We start from the raw sequence: 20,767 nt of genomic DNA, 5'->3' as shown, positions 1-20,767 counted from the left end.
AGGATCAGCCTGCCACCAGGCTCAGGCCCGTCTCGGCTGCATTCGCGAAGCTGTCATCGACGGCGACCACGTGGTGGCCCGCAGCTGCGAGGAGGGAGGCCGCGATCGAGGCGCGGTAGCCACCTGCGCAGTGCACCCACAGTTCGCCGGAAGGAATCTCATCGAGGCGCTCGAGCACGTCGTGAAGCGGCACGTTGACGGCGCCGTCGATGTGGGACGGGCCGAACTCGTCGGCGCGTCGCACGTCGAGGACGGTCACTTCGCGGTGGTGACGCACCTGAGCGAGGTCGGCGAACGTGGCGCGCTCGAACGACTGGAGCGCCTCGTCGGTCCACTCCTGCGGAGCGCCCGTGGCCTGCCCCCGGAGGCGCTCGATGCCGATGCGCACGAGTTCGCGCTGCGCTTCGGCGACCTGCTCGGGGCTGTCCCCGAGCAGTGTGAGCGAGGCGCCCCAGGGCATGATCCAGCCGAGGTACGTGGCGAACTGGCCGTCGACGCCGAAGTTGACCGTGCGGCCGACGTGCCCCTTGGCGTACGCCTCGCGATTGCGCAGGTCGACGACCCACTCCCCGGCTTCGAGGGAGGCACGGATCTCATCCTTGTCGACGGTGGCGGGCAGGGTGAGATCAGGGGCGTCCTGCGGAGCGTCGGCGTTCGCCGGCCCCATGTGCGCGTAGTACGCGGGCCACTCGGACAGGCCGGCGAGGATCTCCTCGACCCACTCGTCCTCGCTCTTCGTCAGGGCCGGGTTGGTGCGCTTCTCGGTGCCGATGGTCGAGGAATCGGCGTCGGACTGCGTCGCGGAACAGAAGCTGCCGAAACCGTGTGTCGGAAGCACCTGCGCCTCGTCGGGCAGTTCGGAGGCGAGGCGCTGGACGGAGTCGTACTGGTGGTGGACGAGTGCGTCGGTGTTCTCCTCGCCGAGCAGGTCGGGGCGCCCGGTCGAGCCGAACGTCAGCGATCCGCCGGAGAAGACGCCGATCGTGCCCTCGTCGCCGGCGAGGGCGTACGACAGGTGGGTGAAGGTGTGGCCTGGTGTCGCGAGGACGGTGACGCTCATGCTGCCGACGGTGACGACATCACCGTCACGCACACCGACGCGCTCGAACGAGACCTCGTCGTCCGCGTTGACGTGGTACGTAGCGCCTGTCTCGTTCGCGAGCGCCCGGCCCCCGGTGACGTAGTCGTTGTGGACGTGCGTCTCGAAGACATGCGTGATGCGCACCCCTTCGCGCTCCGCCACCGCGAGGACGCGGTCGACGTCGCGTTGCGGGTCGACGACGAGGGCGACCTCGCCGTCGTGGGCCAAGTAGGAGCGGTCGCCGAGTGACGGCGTGTCGATCGGGACGATGGCAACCATCGTGCCCTCCTTCCGCGCGACCACCGGGCCGCGTCTCGCTTCGATTTATACCCCCTGGGGTATCTGGCTCCATTAGATCACAGATACCCCCACCCGTATCAAGCGGGGTGCCTTCGCCCGCATTTCCGCGGATTCCGCTACGGATGATCCGGGGAGCGCCCGACGTTGACGGGAGCGACATTCGATACCCTACCCCGTATGCTGGGACTCTGCCTCGCCGGGGCGGCACCGTCTCCCTCGGGCACCACCGAGGCCCCGCGACCACCGAACCGAAAGGCTTGCCATGCAGCTCTCACCCGATGACATGACGCCCGTGCTCAACCGCCTCAAGCGGGCTCAGGGTCAGCTCGGCGGTGTCATCCGACTCATCGAGAGTGGCGCCGAGTGCCAGGACGTCGTCACGCAACTCGCCGCGACGAGTCGCGCCCTCGACAGGGCCGGCTTCGCCATCCTCTCCTCGGGGCTGCAGCAATGCCTCGCCGAGGAGGGTTCCGTCAGCGAGGAGAACGCCAAGACGCTCGAGAAACTCTTCCTCACGCTCTCCTGATCCACACGCCTGCGACTGTTCGCGGCGGCGCACAGGGCGCTACGGTCGAAGGGCAATCCGATGAGAGGTGGGGACTCATGGCCGACAAGAGCGGCTCCTACAAGCGCGACACCAACTACATCCAGACCCGCATCACCCGCGACGGCGAGGACGGCTACCCGGTGGAGGCGCACCGCTACCGCCTCGCCGCGGCACGTGCGTGCCCGTGGGCGAACCGTGCGCTCATCGCGCGCCGCCTCTACGGCCTCGACGACGTCATCTCCGTCGCCATGGCCGGCCCGACCCACGACGAACGCAGCTGGACCTTCGATCTCGACCCGGGCGGCGTCGACCCCGTGCTCGGCATCCACTTCCTGCGCGACGCCTACAACAAGCGCTTCCCGAACTACGAGCGCGGCATCACAGTGCCCGCCATCGTCGACGAGCGCACCGGCGAGGTCGTGACGAACGACTTCAACCAGATGACGCTCGACTTCGGCACCGAGTGGAAGGAATTCCACCGCGCGGGCGCACCCGATCTTTACCCCGAGGCACAGCGCGAGGAGATGGACGAGCTCATGGAGTTCGTCTTCCACACCGTCAACAACGGCGTCTACAAGTGCGGCTTCGCGACATCGCAGGAGGCGTACGACAAGGCCTACGACGAACTCTGGTCAGCGCTCGACCAACTCGAGAAGCGGCTCGAGTCGCGTCGCTACCTCATGGGCCCGAGCATCAGCGAGGCCGACGTTCGCCTCTACCCGACGCTCGTGCGCTTCGACGCCGTCTACCACGGCCACTTCAAGTGCAACCGGCAGAAGCTCGACGAGCTGCCGAACCTGTGGGGTTACGCCCGAGAGCTGTTCCAGACGCCGGGGTTCGGAGACACGAACGACTTCGTGCAGATCAAGGAGCACTACTACATCGTCCACACCGACGTGAACCCGACGGGTATCGTCCCGAAGGGTCCGGCGTTGGACGGCTGGCTCATCCCGCACGGACGCGACCACCTCGAAGCCAACACGTGGGGCGACGGCGGCACGCCTCCCCCGCCGCCGCTCAAGGCCGAGGTCGTCGACCCAGCGAACACGCCCCTGCACGTCGAAGGCCGCTGAAGCGCGGCGAACGCTGGGTTCTGTAGACGTTCGGCGTCGCATGTGACGCCGAACGTCTACAGAATCGGTCCACCCACCCGGCAAACCTGTCCCCAACCCGCCGTGGCACGTCCGTGCCAAACGAAATTTCTGGCACTTTCGCGCCGATAGTCTGCCGATGCGTCATCCGGCGCATCGACGACCCGCGCGAGCCGCCTCCCCCGGCTCAGCCCGGCAGGAGGGAAGCACGCCAGTGAGTACCGCGAGCGCCGCTACGCAGAACGAGGGCACCGCCGCCCGACGCACCCCCGACGTGGACGACCTCCACGACGTGCCCACGACCCTCGAGGGCGGGCCGGCCCCGCGCAACCTCGGCCTGCTCGACCAGCTCGGCATGTGGGGCAACCTCGGCATGAGCCTGCTTGCGTTCGCGGGCGCCATCGTCGTCCTGCAGCCCCTGGGCGAGCCCGGGATGGGGATGGGTCAGGCCGTGCTCGCGCTCGTCGTCGGCACCCTCGTCGGCACGGCCGGCGTCTCCGCGATGGCCCTCGCGTCGTCGCAGCAGGGTCAGCCCGCCATGGTCATGCTGCGCGGCCTGTTCGGCGGCCGCCTGTCGTACGTGCCGACGGTGTTCAACATGATCCAGCTCCTCGGCTGGGGCACGTTCGAGATCGTCACGACGACGATGGCCGCCCGCACCCTGTGGCCCGAGCTGCCGCGCTGGCCGATCGTCGTCGTCATCGGCGCCGTGACGACGCTGCTCGCGCTCTACCCGCTGCGTTGGGTCAAGGTGCTGCGCAAGTACGTGACGGTGGCGGTCATCGTCACGCTCATCTATCTCGCCTCGCAGCTGCTCACCCGCGACGTGCCGGCCCACGCCGGGCACGGTTGGGGCGGCTGGATGGTGGCCGTCGACGCGATCATCGCGCTGTCCGTCTCGTGGGTGCCGGTCGCCGGCGACTACGCGCGCCACTCGACGTCCCACCGCGCCGCGGTGCTCGGCAGCTACCTCGGCTACTGCGTCACCCAGATCGCGGTCTACTCGATCGGCATCATCACCCTGCTGCTGGCCGGCGGCAACGGCGACGCCGTGTTCTCGATCTTCCTCGGCGTCGCGGGCGGCTCGCTGTGCTTCCTCGTGCTGACGCTGCGCGAGATCGACCAGTGCTTCGTCGACGTCTACTCGACGACGGTGTCCCTGCAGAACATCGCGCCGCGCCTCGACCGCCGCCTCATCTCGATCGCGCTCGGCGTCACCTCGACGGTGCTCGCCCTCGCCGTCGACATCTACGGCTTCGCGCACTTCCTCGCCCTCATCGGCTCGGTGTTCGTGCCGCTGCTCGGCGTCTTCCTCGTCGACTACTACCTGTTCGGCGGGCGTCACCGCTGGAACACCACCGTCGACGCACCCTCGCGTCCGCTCATGCTCGTCGCCTGGGCAGCCGGGTTCGTCGCCTACGAGCTCGTCGCGCCCGGCACGCTCGGCGCGTGGTCGGACATGTGGCGTTCCATCGGCGAGGCCATCGGCCTCAGCGCACCGACGTGGCTGAGCGCCTCCCTCGTCGCGTTCGGCGTGGCGGCACTCGCCACGATCGTCGTCGAGATCAGCGGCGGCGGCGCGGCGGGTGCGCGCTCGCGATCGACACGCGGTTGAACGCGTTGATGAGCACGATGGCCCACTCGAGGGCCGCGAGCGCCTCCGTCGACATGACGTCCGACGCGTCAGCGATGGCCGCGCGCAGATCGAGTTCGCGCGGGTTGGTGAGGGCCTCGGCCAGCTCCAACGCCGCGCGCTCGACGTCGGTGTAGAGGTCGGCGTCACGCCACGCGGGCAGCAGGTCGATCTTGAGCGGGTCGACGCCGGCGTCGCGGGCGGCGGGCACGTGGACGCTCAGGCACGTCACGCAGCCGTTGATCTGCGAGACGCGCGTGTTGACGAGCTCGATGAGCCCGACGTCGAGGCCGGCCTCCTTCGACGCGGCGCGCGAGCTCTTCGCGGCCTCGATCATCGCCGCGTGCGTGAGGGGCTGAACCTTGTCGATGTAGGGGCGCTCCGGGTCGCCACCGCTCATGTCGGACTCCTTCTCACCGCACCGCACCGTGGGCGGCCCGGCCGAATCGTTCGGGGGACGGGCCCAACCTAACGGCCGTCGGCCCCGAGACGCCGACCGACGTTGCCGGGGCGCCGACGGCGTCATACGTTTCAGATGCACGCTCGTGTCCGCGACGCGCCCCGAGCGGGGTGCGGGAAGGGGTAGGCGCCGCGAGTCGTTGCACCGAACGTGCCCGCCGCGCCGTCCGCCAGGACGACGCACCGCGAGGAGAAACGAAGGTTCACATGAACGACGTCCAGGTACTCGAGGCCCGTCAGGTTCCCCTCGGCGGCATGCGATCGCTCGAGGTGCGCCGCACCCTTCCGCACAAGGATCGCTCCTTCGTCGGCGCGTGGTGCTTCGTCGACCACTACGGCCCCGAGCCCGTGCGCGACCTCGAACGCGACGGCATGGACGTGCCGCCGCACCCGCACACCGGCCTGCAGACGGTCTCGTGGCTGTTCGACGGCGAGATCGAGCACCGCGACACCGGCGGCGTGCACGGCATGGTGCGCCCCGGCGAGATGAACCTCATGACGAGCGGTCACGGCATCGCCCACTCGGAGGTCTCGACGCCGGAGACCGACACACTGCACGGCGTCCAGCTGTGGGTTGCGCTGCCGGACGCCGACCGCGAGACGGCACGCGCGTTCGAGCACCACGCCCCAGACGACGTCGACCTCACCGGTGACGACGGTGGCTTCGCCGGCGTCGCGCTCGTCTTCCTCGGTGAGCTGCCCGGCGTCGATCGCTCGCCCGTGACGACGTACACGCCGTTGCTCGGCGCAGAGCTGCGCCTCGAGGCGGGCACCGAACTCACCCTCGACGTCGACTCGTCGTTCGAGCACGCCGTCCTCGTCGACTCCGGCGACGTGACGTTCGAGGGGACGCAGCTCAAGCGCGGCGACCTCGCGTGCCTCGACCCGGGCCGCTCGCAGCTGCACTTCTCGATCGGCCAGTTCCCCGCCCGTCTCGTTCTGCTCGGCGGCGAGCCGTTCGAGGAGGAGATCGTCATGTGGTGGAACTTCGTCGGCCGCAGCCACGAGGAGATTGTCGAAGCCCGTGAACAGTACGAGGCCGGGGACCCGCGCTTCGGCCACGTCGAGGGCTACACCGGCAAGACCGACCGCATTCCGGCACCGCCCATCCCGCCTGTCCACCTGCGCCCGCGCAACCGTCGCGGCCGTATCGGTGGCTGACCCCGCCTCCGATCCGACCGTCCCGACGCACCCAGATCCCCCCGAGGAGATCGCCATGTCCGACCTGACCATGAAGCACAACACCGAAGCCAACCGCTACGAGGCGTGGGACGGTGACGCGCTGGCCGGTTTCGCCGAGTACCAGCTCACCGACGAGCTCGCGGTGTTCACCCACACCGAGGTCGACCCGGCTTATGAGGGCAAGGGCGTCGGCTCGCAGATCGCCCGTTTCGCGCTCGACGACGTGCGTGACGAGGGCACCCGCAAGGTGCTGCCGCTGTGCCCGTTCATCAAGGGCTGGATCGGTCGTCACCGCGAGTACGTCGAGCTCGTCTACGGCGCCCCCGCCACCACCGCGAAGGACTGACCCGGATGACTGACACTGACGAACTCAACGCCGACGTCGTCGTCATCGGCGGCGGGCCGGTGGGTGAGAATGTCGCCCAGTACGCCGTCGAGGGTGGCCTGAGCGCCGCGCTCGTCGAGGGCGAACTGCTCGGCGGCGAGTGCTCGTACTACGCGTGCATGCCGAGCAAGGCGCTCCTGCGCCCCATCGACGTGGCCCACACGACGGCGCACCTGCCCGGCGTCGAAGACGCTGCCGTCCAGCCGAAGGAACTCCTCGCCCGCCGCGACACGTGGGTGTCGCACTACGACGACTCCGGCCAGGTGAAGTGGGCCGACGGCGCCGACATCACGCTCGTGCGCGGCCACGGCCGCATCGTCGGGGAGAAGCGCGTCGAGGTCAGCGGCCCCGACGGCACGCGCACCGTCACGGCCGAGCGCGCTGTCGTGCTCGCGACCGGCTCGGTGCCGGTCGTTCCGCCCGTCTTCGACGGCGTGAGCCCCTGGGGTTCGCGTGACGCGACGGGCGTCGTCGAGGTGCCCGAGCGGCTCCTGGTCGTCGGTGGCGGCGTCATCGCCGTCGAAGCGGCCACGTGGATGGCGGCCCTCGGTTCGCAGGTGCGCATGCTCGTGCGCGGCCCGGCACTGCTCGAGAAGAACGAACCGTTCGCGGGCGACATCGTGCGCTCCGCCCTCGAGAAGGCGGGCATCGCCGTCGTCCTCGGCGCCGACGTCACGTCCGCCGTTCGTGAGCACGCGGACGACACGGGCCTGGGGCGCATCCACGGCGGCGAGGTGACGGTGACGACGTCCGCGTCGGGCACGTTCACCGCTGACGAGGTTCTCGTCGCGACCGGACGCCGCCCCAACCTCGCCGACGTCGGCCTCGACGCGCTCGGTCTGTCCGCCGACGACGTGCGAGGCGGCACCTTGCCCGAGTGGCTGCACGCCGTCGGCGACGCCGGCCCCGGCGCCCCGCTCACCCACATGGGCAAGTACGAGGCGCGCGTGCTCGGCTCGAAGCTCGCGGGTGCCGACGAGGCTCCCGCTCCCGCGAACGTGCCGGTGCCGCAGGTGGTCTTCACCGACCCACAGGTCGCCTCCGTCGGCCAGAGCGAGGCCGAGGCGCGCTCCGCGCTGGGCGACGACGCCGTCGTCACCTCCGAGGTGGGCTTCGGCACCGCCGCCGGAACGTCGCTGCTGCGTGACGATGCCGACGGGCGCGCGAAGATCGTCGTCGACCGCCGTCGCGGCGTCGTCATGGGCGCCACGTTCGTCGGCCCGGACGCGGCTGAACTGCTCCACGCCGCGACGATCGCCATCGTCGGCGAGGTGCCTGTCAGCGTGCTGCGTCACGCCGTGCCGAGCTACCCGACGGCGTCGGAGCTGTGGCTGCGCATGCTCGAACAGCTCCCGCGCGGCCTGCGCTGACGCGGGTTCGATCCGGCCGCCCACAACGAACGGCGGGCCACCCCTCGTGAGGGTGGCCCGCCGTTCGCGTGCCGCAGCGTCAGTCGGCCTCGGGAGGAGGCGACGTCGGGACGCCGCGTCCGCCGCCGCGCGGTGACGTCGTCCGCGAGATGCGGTAGTCGATGCGCGGCTCGACGTGGCGGCCGAAGTGCTGGTCGAAGCTCTCCTGGAACTCCTGCTGCAGCGCTCGGATGCGTTCGGCCGTCTCGTCACGACGGCGCAGCGCCAAATCCGCACGCAGCGCTCGCAGCGTGGCGAAGCACATGAGGATGAGCACCGCGCTGAACGGCAGCGCCGTGGCGATCGCCGCGGACTGCAGCCCGCTCAGACCGCCCGCGAGGAGCAGACCGATGGCGAGCGCACCCTCGAGCACAGCCCACAGCACACGCGACCAGGTCGGCGGGTTGGGGTGACCGCCGGAGGCCAGCATGTCGACGACGAGCGAACCCGAGTCGGAGGAGGTGATGAAGAAGACCGCCACCAGTGCGATGGCGAGGATCGACAGCACCGAACCGAGCGGCAGGTCCTCGAGCACGGTGAACAGCACCGTCGAGGCGTCCACGCCCTCCTTCGGGTCGACGAGACCGCCCTTGCCGAAGAGCTCACGGTCGAGGCCCGTGCCACCGAGCACGGAGAACCACAGGAACCCGACGATCGTCGGCACGAACAGCGTGCCCGCGATGAACTCGCGGATCGTGCGACCGCGCGAGATGCGCGCGATGAAGACACCGACGAAGGGTGCCCACGAGATCCACCAGCCCCAGTAGAAGATCGTCCAGCTCGCGTTCCAGGTGGCGCCCTTCTCACCCGTGTAAGCACCGACGTCGAACGTCATGTTCAGCACGTTGGCGAGGTAGACGCCGAGCGACTCGACGAAGTTCTGGAAGAGGAACAGCGTCGGGCCGAGCAGCAGGATGGAGATGAGCAGCAGGCCCGCGAAGCTCAGGTTGATGTTCGACAGGTACTTGATGCCCTTGCCGAGACCCGAGACGCACGAGAGCGTCGACAGGAACGTGATGACGACGATGAGCGTCACGAGCACGACGTTGTCGGTGTTGTCGACGATGCCGATCGACTTCATGCCCGACGCGATCTGCTGCACGCCGAGACCGAGCGACGTGGCGACACCGAAGACGGTGCCGAAGATGGCGAGGACGTCGACGAGGTCGCCGAGCCAGCCCTTGACCCGATCGCCGAAGAGGGGCTCGAGTGCCCAGCGGATCGAGATCGGACGACCACGGCGGTGGATGGCGTACGCGAGCGCGAGACCGATGACGGCGTAGACCGCCCACGGGTGCAGACCCCAGTGGAGGAAGGTCTGCGCCATGGCGAGTTGCGCCTTCTCCGTCTCGCTGCCCTCCCAGCCCGGCTTCGGGTCGCTCGTCGCGTAGGTGAGCGGTTCGCCGACGCCGTAGAAGACGAGGCCGATGCCCATGCCGGCGGCGAAGAGCATCGCAAACCACGACAGGAGCCCGAACTCAGGGTCTTCCCCGTCGCGGCCGAGACGGATGGTGCCGTACTTGCTGAAGCCCACGAACGCCGTGAAGGCGATGAAGAAGCCGATCGCAAGCATGTAGTACCAACCGAAGTTGGTGACGATCCACGACTGCATGTCGACGAGGACGTCACTCGTCGATTCCGGGGCGGCGATGCCGACCACGGCGACCGCGAGGATGACGATGAGCGCCGGCCAGAAGACCCGCGGGGAAACCATTCCCTTGCCGAGGCGAACTCCCTGGAGCTTCAGCTTCTCGGTGATGGTCTCGTCGTCGTCCTCCTCCGCGATCTGCAGGTGCGGGGCGATCGGCTTGGCCGAGTCGCGCACCTCGACGTCGAGTTCGGGGAAGGAACTCTGCAGGGTGGACGAGTAAGTGGACGCGTGTTCGTCGAACGCGGACGCGCCCTGTGATGCTTCGCTCTCTGGCGGAGCGTCAGATGAGTTCGCCATGTGACCTCCTTGTCGTCAACAGGTCACGGCAGCCCCCACAGCGGGCCCGTAGGCAAGGCGAAGAAAGCGCTGCCGCAACGGATTCGCCTTTCCACCTTGTCACCGATGTGCGGTTCACCCAAGACGGAAGGGGTGGGGTTCCTCACCCCTCGAGGCTCTGAGGTGCTTCAGAGAGCGCTCGAAATTCGCTCAACGACGCGACTTCATGGCCGGGTGCTTGGTCACGGCGTCGTCCTCGACGAGTTCGGCGTAACGGGGCGAGTCGACGGCCCACGAGCGCGACGCGGCTGTCGGCGTCGAAGCGGAAACCCCACCCGTACGTCTTCGCAAGCGGTGACGTGCGCAGGCACGGTTGGCCCGTGGAGAAGAAGGCCTCGCGTGCGGCGTGACGCTCGCCGTCCGGGACACCGCTGCGATCGGCGCTCACGGTGAACAGAACGTCGTCGCTCGTCAGTTCGTCGTCATGCCCATGGAGCAGCGCGAACTGACGCTCGGCCACGCTGCCCTTGCCGGTGGGCGGCGGCGAGCCCGCCACGGCGCGGGTGCCTGGCGCGACCGTGATGAGAGTGTCGGCGTAGTTGGTGGTGTGCCCGCCCTCCGGAGTCTTCATGAATCGAGCATGACACCGGCCACCGACAACGTGACTCCACGCGCCTCGGGTGCGGAGCCTGCCTTGGGCAGAGTTCGGTGCGGTTGGGTAGTCGCACACCCTGCCCAACCGCACCGAGATCGACCCAACGCCCTGAGGCGCTCGGGCACGGCGACGCGTCAGCCCAGGCGCTTCTTGAGCTCCTCGGCGAGGGGCTTGCTGGAGGCCGGGTTCTGGCCGGTGAGCAGGTCGCCGTCGACAACGACGTTGGGCTGCCACGCTTCACCGACGGAGAGTTCGGCGCCATCCTCACGGAGGCGGTCTTCGAGCAGCCACTTGGCGTTGTCGGCGTTGCCTCCTGCACGCTCCTCCTCGTTGGATAAGGCGGTGAGCTTGCGGCCCTTGACGACCGGGTCGCCGTTCTCGTCCCGCGCGGGCAGCAGCGCCGCCGGGCCGTGGCAGACGATGGCGACGGGCTTGCCCGCTGCGAGGGTGTCGGCGATGAGCTTGCCGGACGTGGCGTCGACCGCGAGGTCCTCCATCGGGCCGTGACCGCCGGGGTAGAAGACGGCGTCGTAGTCGTCGAGTGCGACGTCGGACAGGTTGAGCGGCTGCTTGAGCGCGTCGATGGCGTCGAGCTCGGGCCGCACGTCGTTGCCGTCGTTCATCTCGGGGGCGAGGCTCGCCTCGTCCGCGACGGGTGCGACGCCGCCGGGCGTCGCGAACTCGACGGTGTCACCGGCCTCGGTGAAGAGGCGGTACGGGGCGAGCAGCTCCTCGGCCCAGAATCCGGTGGGGTGCTGCGTGCCGTCCGCGAGCGTCCAGTTCGTGGCTGCGCTGACGACGAAGAGAATCTTCGACATGTCGAACTCCTTGTTCGGGGTCGTCGTTCGCAGGAGACAACAGGGAACGAGCCGCACGTGTTCCGCCGAACGCGCGGGCAGCTGATGCACTTCGGTGCACGTGACGCACTCTGAACCCGCTCACAACGCATCAGGCGCGCCGAACTGCGTCAGCCGCGACGACCGGCCAACTCGACCCGACCGCCACCGTGGTTTGCTGGGCACCATGCACGACGACTTCTGGCGCTCCGACGCCCCTGCTCTCGTGCAGACCACCTCGTGGGCGGGCGGTGAGCCGCACCTCGTCGTCCTGACCGACCACGGCGAACGGCTCCGCGCGCCGATCATGAACCGCCGCATGGCGTTCCGCGTCCAGCCCGACGTCCGCTTCTGCACCGGCCGCTTCGACGCAGCCCGCCCCGGCGACGCCCGTCACGTGCCCTGCGACGGGCGGCGCACCGTCACCGTCGGAGTGCAGTGCAAGCAGTGTGCCCAGCGCGACGACTCGCGCTTCATGCATCACGTGCACCGCGGCGGCTACGTGCCCGAGTCGCTGACGGGCTATCTCGCGCGGCCGCATTGGCTCTACATCGCGACATTCGCGGACGGCGCGAGCAAGGTCGGCACCGCGTCGGCGTCGCGCGGGAGGACACGCCTCGACGAGCAGGGCGCCGTGCGTGCCACCTACATTGCCCGAGCAGCCGACGGCACCGCCGTCCGCGTGCACGAGGACGCGGTGACGGCCGAGACCGGCATCCCGCAGACGAAACACAAGAGCAGCAAGGCCGGCTCCCTCACGAAACCGCTCTCCCGCGAGCGCCTCGACGTCGCCCACGCCGACGCGGTCGAACACGCCCGCGCGTTCCTCCAAGCCAGTGGCCTCGAACTCGCGCTCGACCCGTGGGACCCACCAGCGCAGCACGCGGGGTTCTTCACCGGTGACAGTGTGTTCGGCACGTACCCGCACCCCCTCAGCCGCGGCGAACACTGCCTCACCCCGACCGCTGTTGTCGGCGGTGTCGCGCTCGTCACCGTCAATGACGACGACGCCCCACTCGTCGTCGACCTCGACGCGCTGCGCGGGCGACGCATCGCCCCGGCGGACGTGCGCTCCCCGGAGACGATGAGCCAGCAGAGCCTGTTCTGACGGCCACTGTTCACCCACGACGAACCCACTGACACGAGAGGAGCCACCGTGCACCCCGACTACGACCTCACGCTCTCGCCTCCGCCACTCGCGGATTACCTTCGGCTGCGCGCCGATTCGGGCCTGTCACCCGTCACCGAGGCCCAGGGCGAACCGGCACTCGTGAACTCGTGGGCGTGGGTGCACGTGCGTCATCGCGCGAGCGGCGAGGTCGTCGCGATGGGACGCGTGATCGGCGACGGCGGCTGGTACTTCCACATCGCCGACATGGCGACGCTGCCCGAGCACCAGAAGAAGGGCCTCGGGCAGGCGGTGCTCGAGACGCTGATCGCGAAGATCCGCGAGGACGCGCCGCCACGCCCCTACGTCACGCTCATGGCCGACGAGCCGGGGCGCCCGCTCTACGCGAAGCTCGGCTTCGTCGAGACGGCCCCGCACTCGCTCGGCATGATGCTGCCGCGCTGATCAGCCGCGCACCCGGGCGAGAATCGCGTCGGCCAACGGCTCCGGCTGCAAATCGCTGATCCAGTGCCCCTCGTCGAGTTCGACGAAGGTGTACGGCGCGTTGACGAAGTCGGCCGTGCCCTCGGCGGCGCGGCGCCCGAAGGCCACGTCGGTGTTGCCCCAGACGTACGTCGTCGGCACGGTGACGGGGCCAAGCGCGAGGCCCGTCTCGGGGCGGTAGGCGCGGTAGTAGTTGAGGACGGCGGTGAGGGCGCCGGGCTGGCCGAGCAGACGCAGATGCTCGTCGAGGCGCGCGCCGCCGAGGTTGCCGATCATCCGGCGCAGGTACGCCCAGTCGTCGGCCGCGAGCTTCTCCTCGGCCACCCCCTCCTGACGTAGGAGGTTGATGTACTGCAGCTTCTCGTGCTGCTCGGGGTCTGCCATCGTGGCGCGCACGACGGCCTGCGGGTGCGGGGTGCTGACGGCGGTGTACGTCGTGAGGAGCTCCGGGTGTCCGCCGGCGACGAACCACCCGATGATGCCGCCCCAGTCGTGGCCGACCAGGTGCACGCGCTCCGTGCCGAGCGCCTCGATCATGCCGACGACGTCTCCGCTGAGCTGCTCCGCGCCGTACGCCTCGACGCCCGCGGGGCGCGCACCGGGCGCGTAGCCGCGCAGGTTCGGGGCGACGACGTCGTAGCCCGCCTCGGCGAGAATCGGGCCCACGTCGCGCCACTGGGCGTTCGACTCGGGCCAGCCGTGCAGCAGAAGGATCGTCTCGCCGTCGCTCGGGCCGCAGCGCAGCGCGTCGAAGGTGAACTCGCCCACGACGAGTTCGTCGTCTCTCCACATCTCAGCCATGCCCCCACTGTGCCCTGCCGCGCCGACACTCGGGGCGATTGGGGCGAAGCATGTGCTCAGTCGACGGTGTCGGTCGGCGTGTAGCGACTGCCCAGCATCCGGGTGACGAGGAAGGTGAGCATGCCCACCACGAACAGGAGGAGCACCCCGCCGATGAGCCAGCCGGGCATGGCGCCACCGGGTTGATGTGCGGCCCAGCCCGTCGTCGCGGTGATGAGGGCGAAGAGCGCGAAGATGAGCGCCGACAGAAGCACCATGTCCTCCCGCATCAGCCGCTCGAGCGTGCGCAACCGTTGCGGTGTGCGCAGCCACTCCTCCTTCTGCGGCGCGTTGATGCTCTGGGGCCAGCGCATCACCAGCCCGCTGACGAGCACCAGCAGAGCCGAGATGGCAATGGGCGTGAGAACGAACAGGGCGATGGCGCCCGTGCGGCTCGACCACCCGTCGGGCGTCTCACCCGACCAGTGCGTCGGAACCCGCTCCGGCAGCTTCGTCGCGACCACCGCCACCGTCACGGCCCACACCGCGACGACGAGCCCGAGACATCCCAGCACGCCCCGTTCGAGCTGTTCCCGCGGGAGGTCTCGTGCTTCCTGCGCGACGCGACAAACCTCCTCCGGCGACGGGCCGACGTCGAACGCTGACTTCTTGCTCATGTCTCGACGCTAGCGCCGAGACTCAGGGTGCGCCTCCGCCCAGCGGCGGAAATTCGCGCGGCAATCCGCGGCTCAGGGCCGTCGAGCGGCGGCGGATCAGGGCGCTTCGAGCAACCCCTTGAGCCGCTCGAGGTCTGCCTCGACCATCGCGGTGTCGCGGTAAATTCCTCGTCGTTCATCGCGAGGCGCCGCAGCGTGAACCCGACCTCCGCGCCGTCCGGGTGAGCGAGGACGCGCAGCGGATTGTGGACGACGGCGCCGTCCGGCAGTGTGACGTCGTGGTCGAGCACCCCGAACGGATTGTCGGGGGCGGACGCGAACGTCACTGTGCCCATGGGAGATTCGGCGACGAGTTCGCCGTCGCGATCACCCGGGTGCACCTCGGCGGTCGCGAGGCCCGCCGCCCAGCGCGGCAGGTTCTCGACACGCGGGCGAAGGCGTAGACGGCCTCCGGCTCACGGGCGATGACGACGCTGAGGTGACGGGTGTTCGACATGCGCTCACGCTAGCGGCAGCCACCGACACCGGTGCCGCGAGGCCGCCCGCCAATCCGCCCGACACAGTGCGACACTGAGGCCTCACCGGCCCGATCGGCCGCCCGCGCGGGCCGTCGTCACGTCCGGAACTCGCAACATCGCACGTCAGCACAGGAGTCGACGCATGGGCTACAACCCCGACCACGACCGGGTCGACGACGTCGCCGTCCTCGCGGACTTCGTCGCGAAGCATCCCATCGCCACCCGCGTCACCCACGACGGCATGACGCCGCAGGCTGACCTCGTGCCACTGCTCGTGGTCGACGACGCCGATGCGCCGAGCGGCAAGACGCTCATCGGCCACGTTGCTCGCGCGAATCCGCTGTGGGAGGACGGCCACCACGTCGGTACGAGCCTCGCGACGTTCGGCGGCGGCGAGCACTACATCTCACCGACCTGGTACCCGAGCAAGGCGGAGCATCACCGCGTCGTGCCGACGTGGAACTATCTCGTCGCCCACGCGTGGGGCACACTCGTCGTCCACGACGACCCGAAGTGGGTGCGCGGCGTCGTTGCCCGACTCACCGGCGTCATGGAGGCTGGGCGCGAAGAGCCGTGGCGGATGGGCCAGGCGCCGGGCGACTACATCGACGAGATGCTGGGGAAGATCGTCGGCATCTCGCTGCCGATCGAACGCTTCGAGGGCCGTTTCAAGGTGGGCTCGCACCGCACCGACGCCGATCGGCTCGGCGCGCGGGACGGCGTCGTGCGCGAGTCAGAGGGGCACGCGCACGACGAGCTCGCCGAGGCGATGACGAACCCGCCCCGGCGAGAGGAGTGAGCCGACCTCAGTCGACGCGGTTGCTCTTACCCTGCAGGCGATCGATGTGCTCGCTCGCCTCGGCCTTCGTGAGGTCGGCCGGAAGCTGCTCGCCGGATTCCTTGGCCAGCGTGTCGAGGTACGACTTCTGCGCCTCGGTCATGGGCTCGTCACCCGTGGCCCACTCCTGCGGGTCACGCTGAAGCGCGTCGTTGCGGCCCGCGTCGCTGTTCGGCGTGGCGCCGATCGTCTCTGCGCCACCCTGGGCGCCGGACGGCTCACGCGCGGCGCCAGCGTCCTGCGCCGCGGCACTGTCGGGGTCGGTGGGCGGCTGCTGTGCATTCATGTCGGTCATGTTCGCGACACTAGCAACGCCCTCCGACAACCGGTACCCCCCAACGGATTTCACCCCTGGAAGCGCGCCGCGACGCCATTACCCGCCGGTCGGCGCGCTCAGTTCGCGGTCTTCGGCGAGTCGCTCTGGTTGGGCGTACGCGGGCTCGTGCCACCCGTCGTGTTCTCGGGCACGGCGTCGGCGCCGGCGTCGGAACCGCTCAGCCCGCTCCCGCCCTCGGAACGCTCGGCACCGGAGCCCGGCTTCTCGCCCTTGGGCTCGTCGTTCTCGGCTGCTTCGTGAATGTCATCGCGTGTCATGCCCCCACGTTAACCGGCACGACCCTTCGCACCCCCACCCCTTGGAGGGAGTTTCGTCCCCTGCTGTCGCGGTGGCCGCGCTGACGTGCACGAGTACGCAGGTGACGTCCGTAAGGTTGACCCCGATGTACATCGACGTCACGCGAGGTAGAACGTGAATACCATCGGAAAGGCCGTGAGCGGCTCCGGCAAGGCCGCCATCGGCACGAGCATCGCCGGAAGCGCTCTCACCGCGGTGTCCACGGCACCGGAGAAGTTGTCGACCCTGCTGCACCGCCGTTATCCGACCGTCGCCGTCACCGGCATGACGGGTGTCGGCAAGACACGTCTCGTCGACCGGCTTGCTCGACGCACGACGCCGGAGGCCGTCACCGAGAACGGGTCGGCGACGATGGAGCGCCGTACGTCCAAATCCGCGCGACTCAAGGGTTTCCGCTTCCGCGTGGTGCCGGGTGACAACGCGGCGACGCGCCTGACGGCCCTCGACGAGGTCTTCTACGAGGCACCCGTCGACGGGGTCATCCACGTCGTCGCCTACGGCCACGCCACGCCCCGACGCAGCGGCGGCGTCAGCGGTAGTGCGCCGGAGCGGAGCGTCGAGGAGCAGCTCGCGGCCGAGCTCGAGGACTGGACGATCACCGCGCACCGCATCGCCGCCATGGCGGTGCGTCGCGAGCGCCCCGTGTGGGTCGTCATCGCCGTGATGAAGGCCGATCTCTACCCTGACCGGCTGGAGGAGGCGGTGCGCTACTACTCTCCCGGCAGCGGTTCGCCCTTCGCCGCGAAGCTCGACGAACTGCGCGCCCTCGCAGGCGGCGCGAAGATCTCCATCGACGTGCTGCCCGTGAGCGCCGAGAACTCCAAGGAGCTCGACTCGCTGCTCGCCACGCTCGAAGCACGCATGGCGCAGCTCAGCGGCCACGTCTGATCGCGCGATGAACACCCCCTCGTTCGACCGCGACGGCTGGGAGCAGCGCTGGCAGCAGGTCATGGCGTCGCACGCCGACATGCTTGCCACGAAAGCGCCGAACCCGTACGTCACGGGTGAGCTCGAGGAGCTGTTCACCACACGTCGCCCTGACAGCGAACCGTCCGTTCTCGACGCCAGCGCCGGCCACGGCGCGGAAGCCCTGTGGCTCGCCGCGCACGGCTGGAACGTCACCGCCGTCGACTTCTCGCCCGCTGCGCTGGACTTCGGGCAACGCAACGCAGCACAGGCCGGGGCCGACGTCGCCGAGCGCATCACCTGGGTCGAGGGCGACCTCGGCGTGTGGGCGCCGGAGCCTCGCGCGCACGACGTCGTCCTGTGCCTCTACGTTCACTGCGCGGGCGACATGGCCGAGATGATCACGCGCCTCGCCAGCGGCGTCGCACCCGGCGGGACGCTCTTCATGGTCGGCCACCAGAGCGTCGATCCGGCCACGGGCGAACCCACCCGTGCCGCAGGGCAGCACCAGGTGAGCATCGACGAGGCGGGCGCCGCGCTACAAGGCGACGAGTGGGAGATCGTCACCCTGGAGAACCGCCGCCGCGACGACCAGATGGGCGGGGTCGACGCCGTCGTACGCGCGGTTCGGCAGCCCTGACGCGTCCACCTGCTGGTCCTCGGGCGGCGCCTCGGAAGCATCCGCGTGGGGGCGCTGTTGCATGTACAGCATCCGCCCCTGGAAAGGACCTGCCATGACCACCCTCGCCATTACCGGCGCCACCGGAGCGCTCGGCCGCCTCGTCGTCGCCGACCTCCTCGAGAGCGGCACCGCACCGGACGAGGTTGTCGCCGTCGTCCGTAACCCCGCCAAGGCTGCGAGCCTCGCCGAGCAGGGCGTCACCGTCCGCGAGGCCGACTACGCCGACCCGGCCGCGCTGCGCACGGCGCTCGAGGGTGTCGAGCGGCTTCTGCTCATCTCCGGCGACGCCGTCGGCGCGCGCGTCGAGCAGCACACCAACGTCATCGAAGCGGCCAGGGACGCCGGCGTCGCTCACATCGTCTACACCTCGATCCTCAACGCGGACGCCTCGAGCAACCCCCTCGTCGACGAGCACATCGCGACGGAGAAGGTGCTTACCGCCAGCGGCGTCGCGCACACCGTCCTACGCAACGCCTGGTACTCGGAGAACTACACGACGCAGCTGCCGCAGTACCTCGCCACCGGCGAGATCCTCAGCGCCACGGACGACGCCCCGATCTCCGCTGCGGCACGCGCAGACTTCGCCGCTGCCGCTGTGGGCGCCCTGCGCTCCGCGGGCGCCGAGTCGCGCACGTTCGAACTGGGCGGCCCTGCCTTCACGCTCACCGAGCTGGCGGAGGCCATCACCGAGGCCACGGGTACGACGGTGGTGCACCGCGTCGTCAGCGCCGACGAACTCGTCGCCACCATGACGAGCGACGGCCAAGACGCCACGTGGCCGAACATCCAGGCACGCGTGGACCGTTCGATCGCCGCCGGTGAGATGCACACCGACTCGAACGCCCTCGAGGAGCTCATGGGTCACGCACCGACGACGATCACGGAGGTCGTGCGCGCGGCCGTCTGACGGCCTCCCTTCGATTCGCCCCGGTGCGCGATCCGCCCTTCGCGGTCGGTCGTGTGCCGGGGCGAATCTCATCCCTGAAGTGGCCCGGAACCCCCGGAACCACGCGGAAAAGTGATCGTGCCCACGTCTGCTAGAGACCGGCGCGAGGGCGGGCGTACAGTCGTTCGGTGAGCACCGAACGGACGACCGAACAAACCCCCGAGGTCAGGCCCCGTCGGCTCCTGACGGTGCTCCTCATCCCCCTCTTCATGGCGCTCGTCGCCATCTCGGTCATCAACGTCGCGCTCCCGGCGATCGGCGAGTCCACCGGCGCGAGTTCGGGTGGCCTGCAGTGGGTCATCTCCGGTTACGCACTGGCCTTCGGCGTCCTCCTCGTGCCGTCGGGCCGCGCCGGCGACGTCATCGGCCGGCGCCGCATGCTCCTCGTCGGCATCGCACTGTTCACGCTCGGCTCGCTCATGGCCGGCCTGGCGCAGGACATCGTCGTCCTCAACATCGCCCGTGTCGTACAGGGCCTCGGTTCGGGCCTCGTCAACCCGCAGGCCATCGGGCTCATCCAGCAGCACTTCCGCGGCCAGGAGCGCGCGAAGGCGTTCGCTCTCATGGCGACGACGGTCGCTGTCGCCACCGCCGTCGGACCGGTCATCGGTGGTCTGCTCATCCAGATCCTCGGCAACGACGCCGGCTGGCGCTGGATGTTCTTCATCAACGTGCCGCTCGGCCTCGCGTCGCTCCTCCTCGGCCTGCGCTGGGTGCCCAACGACCGTCGTCGACCCGATCAGAAGCTCGACCTCGACCCTGTCGGCACCGTGCTGCTCGCCGTCGCGGTGCTCGTCATCATGCTGCCGTTCATGGAGCGCGGTGCCGGGGCTGCCGTCTGGGCGCTCCTGCCGGTGGGCCTCGCGCTCGTGGCGGCGTTCGTCGTCTGGGAGAAGCGGTACAAGGGCCGTGGACGCCCGCCGATGGTCGACCTCGACATCTTCCGTGCCGAGTCGTTCCGCAACGGCATCCTCATCGTCACGGCGTTCTTCATGGGCATGACGAGCATCTGGATCCTCATCCCGCTCTACCTGCAGATGCACCTGCACCACTCGGCGTTCGAGTCGTCGATCGTCGGGCTGCCCTCGTCCGTGGGCGCCGCTGTCTCCTCGCAGATCGCCGGGCGCTACGTCATGACGCTCGGGCGTCGCCTCGTCATCGCGGGCTTCGTCGTCGCGTTCATTGCGGTGCTCGGCGTCGTTCTCGTGGCGGGGCCCGTCGAGTCCGGTTCCCTGCCGTACTGGGCATTCGCGGTGCCGCTGACGCTCATCGGCGTCAGCCAGGGCATGACGATCGCCCCCAACCAGACGCTGACGCTCAATGCCGTCGACCCCAAGTTCGGCGGCGTCGCGGGCGGTGTGCTGTCGCTCGGTCAGCGCGTCGGCACGGCCGTCGGCACGGCGCTCATCCCCGGCGTGCTGTTCACGCTGACGGAGGGTGGCACGGCGTGGCCCACGTCGTTCCGCATCTCGATGGGCCTCATCATGGTGCTCATCGTCGTGGCCACCGCGTTCTGCATGTACGACCGCAAGCGCGAGCGCGCCGAGGCCGCCGCCTGAGCCTGCGATGTTGAGCGGTGAACGCGGCACGGATGCCGCACTCAGCGCTCAACATCGGTGGCCCGCCTCTCCCCCAGGAAGAGGCGGACCACCGGATCAGGGGCCGACGG

23 protein-coding genes are annotated in these 20,767 nt (G+C 69.5%); 13 read left to right on the top strand and 10 right to left on the bottom strand.

Going from position 1 to position 20,767, the window contains the following annotated elements; translation table 11 throughout:
* Positions 1–4 precede the first annotated feature (4 nt).
* A complete protein-coding gene (locus AA983_RS04840) occupies positions 5–1,360 on the bottom strand; it encodes an MBL fold metallo-hydrolase (RefSeq protein ID WP_047311257.1) in 1,356 nt (451 codons plus the stop codon).
* 283 nt (positions 1,361–1,643) lie between these two features.
* On the opposite strand from AA983_RS04840, the gene AA983_RS04835 reads away from it, so the two are divergent.
* From AA983_RS04835 to AA983_RS04825, 3 genes are all read left to right on the top strand, one after another.
* On the top strand, positions 1,644–1,907 hold the full coding sequence (locus AA983_RS04835) for a metal-sensitive transcriptional regulator (RefSeq protein WP_047310930.1): 264 nt from the start codon (positions 1,644–1,646) through the stop codon (positions 1,905–1,907).
* 77 nt (positions 1,908–1,984) lie between these two features.
* Positions 1,985–3,001: a glutathione S-transferase family protein gene (locus tag AA983_RS04830; protein ID WP_047310929.1), complete on the top strand. Its 1,017-nt coding sequence runs from the start codon at positions 1,985–1,987 to the stop codon at positions 2,999–3,001.
* A 232-nt stretch (positions 3,002–3,233) separates the two neighbouring features.
* Positions 3,234–4,634: a cytosine permease gene (locus AA983_RS04825; RefSeq protein WP_197078941.1), complete on the top strand. Its 1,401-nt coding sequence runs from the start codon at positions 3,234–3,236 to the stop codon at positions 4,632–4,634.
* Here AA983_RS04825 and AA983_RS04820 read toward each other — a convergent pair.
* Positions 4,585–5,052, bottom strand: coding sequence for a carboxymuconolactone decarboxylase family protein (locus AA983_RS04820; protein WP_047311255.1), 468 nt, complete (start codon positions 5,050–5,052; stop codon positions 4,585–4,587). The genes AA983_RS04825 and AA983_RS04820 overlap by 50 nt on opposite strands.
* A gap of 266 nt (positions 5,053–5,318) precedes the next feature.
* On the opposite strand from AA983_RS04820, the gene AA983_RS04815 reads away from it, so the two are divergent.
* Genes AA983_RS04815 through AA983_RS04805 form a run of 3 tightly spaced genes read left to right on the top strand, consistent with a single transcriptional unit; the run spans position 5,319 to position 8,048 of the window.
* Positions 5,319–6,272 carry a pirin family protein gene (locus AA983_RS04815; RefSeq protein WP_047310928.1) on the top strand — a complete coding sequence of 318 codons (954 nt, stop codon included), beginning with the start codon at positions 5,319–5,321 and terminating at the stop codon, positions 6,270–6,272.
* 55 nt (positions 6,273–6,327) lie between these two features.
* Positions 6,328–6,639, top strand: coding sequence for a GNAT family N-acetyltransferase (locus AA983_RS04810; RefSeq protein WP_047310927.1), 312 nt, complete (start codon positions 6,328–6,330; stop codon positions 6,637–6,639).
* Positions 6,640–6,644: 5 nt separating this feature from the next.
* The gene (locus AA983_RS04805; RefSeq protein WP_047310926.1) at positions 6,645–8,048 is read left to right on the top strand and encodes an NAD(P)/FAD-dependent oxidoreductase; all 1,404 of its coding nucleotides are present in this window, start codon (positions 6,645–6,647) and stop codon (positions 8,046–8,048) included.
* A 79-nt stretch (positions 8,049–8,127) separates the two neighbouring features.
* Here AA983_RS04805 and AA983_RS04800 read toward each other — a convergent pair whose 3' ends face one another.
* The 3 genes from AA983_RS04800 to AA983_RS04790 all read right to left on the bottom strand — a co-directional run bounded on the left by AA983_RS04800 (position 8,128) and on the right by AA983_RS04790 (position 11,487).
* Entirely contained in the window at positions 8,128–10,035 is a 1,908-nt protein-coding gene (locus tag AA983_RS04800) for a BCCT family transporter (RefSeq protein WP_082128686.1), read from the bottom strand.
* 142 nt (positions 10,036–10,177) lie between these two features.
* Positions 10,178–10,645, bottom strand: a complete 468-nt coding sequence (locus AA983_RS04795) for a DUF6157 family protein (protein ID WP_197078940.1) — start codon at positions 10,643–10,645, stop codon at positions 10,178–10,180.
* Positions 10,646–10,803: 158 nt separating this feature from the next.
* A complete protein-coding gene (locus AA983_RS04790; RefSeq protein ID WP_047311252.1) occupies positions 10,804–11,487 on the bottom strand; it encodes a type 1 glutamine amidotransferase domain-containing protein in 684 nt (227 codons plus the stop codon).
* A gap of 205 nt (positions 11,488–11,692) precedes the next feature.
* Here AA983_RS04790 and AA983_RS04785 point away from each other — a divergent pair, with 205 nt between their 5' ends.
* Together AA983_RS04785 and AA983_RS04780 are read left to right on the top strand one after the other, a co-directional pair.
* Positions 11,693–12,613, top strand: coding sequence for a DUF2797 domain-containing protein (locus AA983_RS04785; protein ID WP_047311251.1), 921 nt, complete (start codon positions 11,693–11,695; stop codon positions 12,611–12,613).
* A 48-nt stretch (positions 12,614–12,661) separates the two neighbouring features.
* Positions 12,662–13,078, top strand: a complete 417-nt coding sequence (locus AA983_RS04780) for a GNAT family N-acetyltransferase (RefSeq protein ID WP_047310925.1) — start codon at positions 12,662–12,664, stop codon at positions 13,076–13,078.
* On the opposite strand, the gene AA983_RS04775 is transcribed toward AA983_RS04780, so the two are convergent.
* Genes AA983_RS04775 through AA983_RS15775 form a run of 3 tightly spaced genes read right to left on the bottom strand, consistent with a single transcriptional unit; the run spans position 13,079 to position 14,900 of the window.
* Positions 13,079–13,918, bottom strand: a complete 840-nt coding sequence (locus tag AA983_RS04775; RefSeq protein WP_047310924.1) for an alpha/beta fold hydrolase — start codon at positions 13,916–13,918, stop codon at positions 13,079–13,081.
* A 56-nt stretch (positions 13,919–13,974) separates the two neighbouring features.
* On the bottom strand, positions 13,975–14,574 hold the full coding sequence (locus AA983_RS04770; RefSeq protein ID WP_047310923.1) for a DUF1648 domain-containing protein: 600 nt from the start codon (positions 14,572–14,574) through the stop codon (positions 13,975–13,977).
* A complete protein-coding gene (locus tag AA983_RS15775) occupies positions 14,571–14,900 on the bottom strand; it encodes a hypothetical protein (RefSeq protein ID WP_231579521.1) in 330 nt (109 codons plus the stop codon). The genes AA983_RS04770 and AA983_RS15775 overlap by 4 nt, the downstream gene beginning before the upstream one ends.
* 334 nt (positions 14,901–15,234) lie before the next feature.
* Between AA983_RS15775 and AA983_RS04760 the strand changes: the two genes are divergently transcribed.
* Positions 15,235–15,891, top strand: a complete 657-nt coding sequence (locus AA983_RS04760; RefSeq protein WP_047310921.1) for an FMN-binding negative transcriptional regulator — start codon at positions 15,235–15,237, stop codon at positions 15,889–15,891.
* A gap of 7 nt (positions 15,892–15,898) precedes the next feature.
* Here the strand turns inward: AA983_RS04760 and AA983_RS04755 are convergent, their stop codons facing one another.
* Together AA983_RS04755 and AA983_RS04750 are read right to left on the bottom strand one after the other, a co-directional pair.
* Entirely contained in the window at positions 15,899–16,225 is a 327-nt protein-coding gene (locus tag AA983_RS04755) for a DUF3072 domain-containing protein (protein ID WP_047310920.1), read from the bottom strand.
* A 98-nt stretch (positions 16,226–16,323) separates the two neighbouring features.
* On the bottom strand, positions 16,324–16,524 hold the full coding sequence (locus AA983_RS04750) for a hypothetical protein (protein WP_047310919.1): 201 nt from the start codon (positions 16,522–16,524) through the stop codon (positions 16,324–16,326).
* 154 nt (positions 16,525–16,678) lie between these two features.
* Here AA983_RS04750 and AA983_RS04745 point away from each other — a divergent pair, with 154 nt between their 5' ends.
* The 4 genes from AA983_RS04745 (at position 16,679) to AA983_RS04730 (ending at position 20,657) form a co-directional block, all read left to right on the top strand.
* A complete protein-coding gene (locus AA983_RS04745) occupies positions 16,679–17,452 on the top strand; it encodes a GTPase domain-containing protein (protein WP_047310918.1) in 774 nt (257 codons plus the stop codon).
* Between the two features lie 7 nt (positions 17,453–17,459).
* On the top strand, positions 17,460–18,110 hold the full coding sequence (locus tag AA983_RS04740) for a bifunctional 2-polyprenyl-6-hydroxyphenol methylase/3-demethylubiquinol 3-O-methyltransferase UbiG (RefSeq protein WP_047310917.1): 651 nt from the start codon (positions 17,460–17,462) through the stop codon (positions 18,108–18,110).
* A gap of 94 nt (positions 18,111–18,204) precedes the next feature.
* Entirely contained in the window at positions 18,205–19,059 is an 855-nt protein-coding gene (locus AA983_RS04735) for an SDR family oxidoreductase (RefSeq protein WP_047310916.1), read from the top strand.
* Between the two features lie 167 nt (positions 19,060–19,226).
* Positions 19,227–20,657, top strand: coding sequence for an MFS transporter (locus tag AA983_RS04730; protein WP_231579520.1), 1,431 nt, complete (start codon positions 19,227–19,229; stop codon positions 20,655–20,657).
* Positions 20,658–20,767: the final 110 nt, after the last annotated feature.

The organism is Dermacoccus sp. PE3 (genome assembly GCF_001021715.1).
Taxonomy (GTDB): domain Bacteria; phylum Actinomycetota; class Actinomycetes; order Actinomycetales; family Dermatophilaceae; genus Dermacoccus; species Dermacoccus abyssi.
This window is presented reverse-complemented; position numbering and strand designations above follow the sequence as displayed.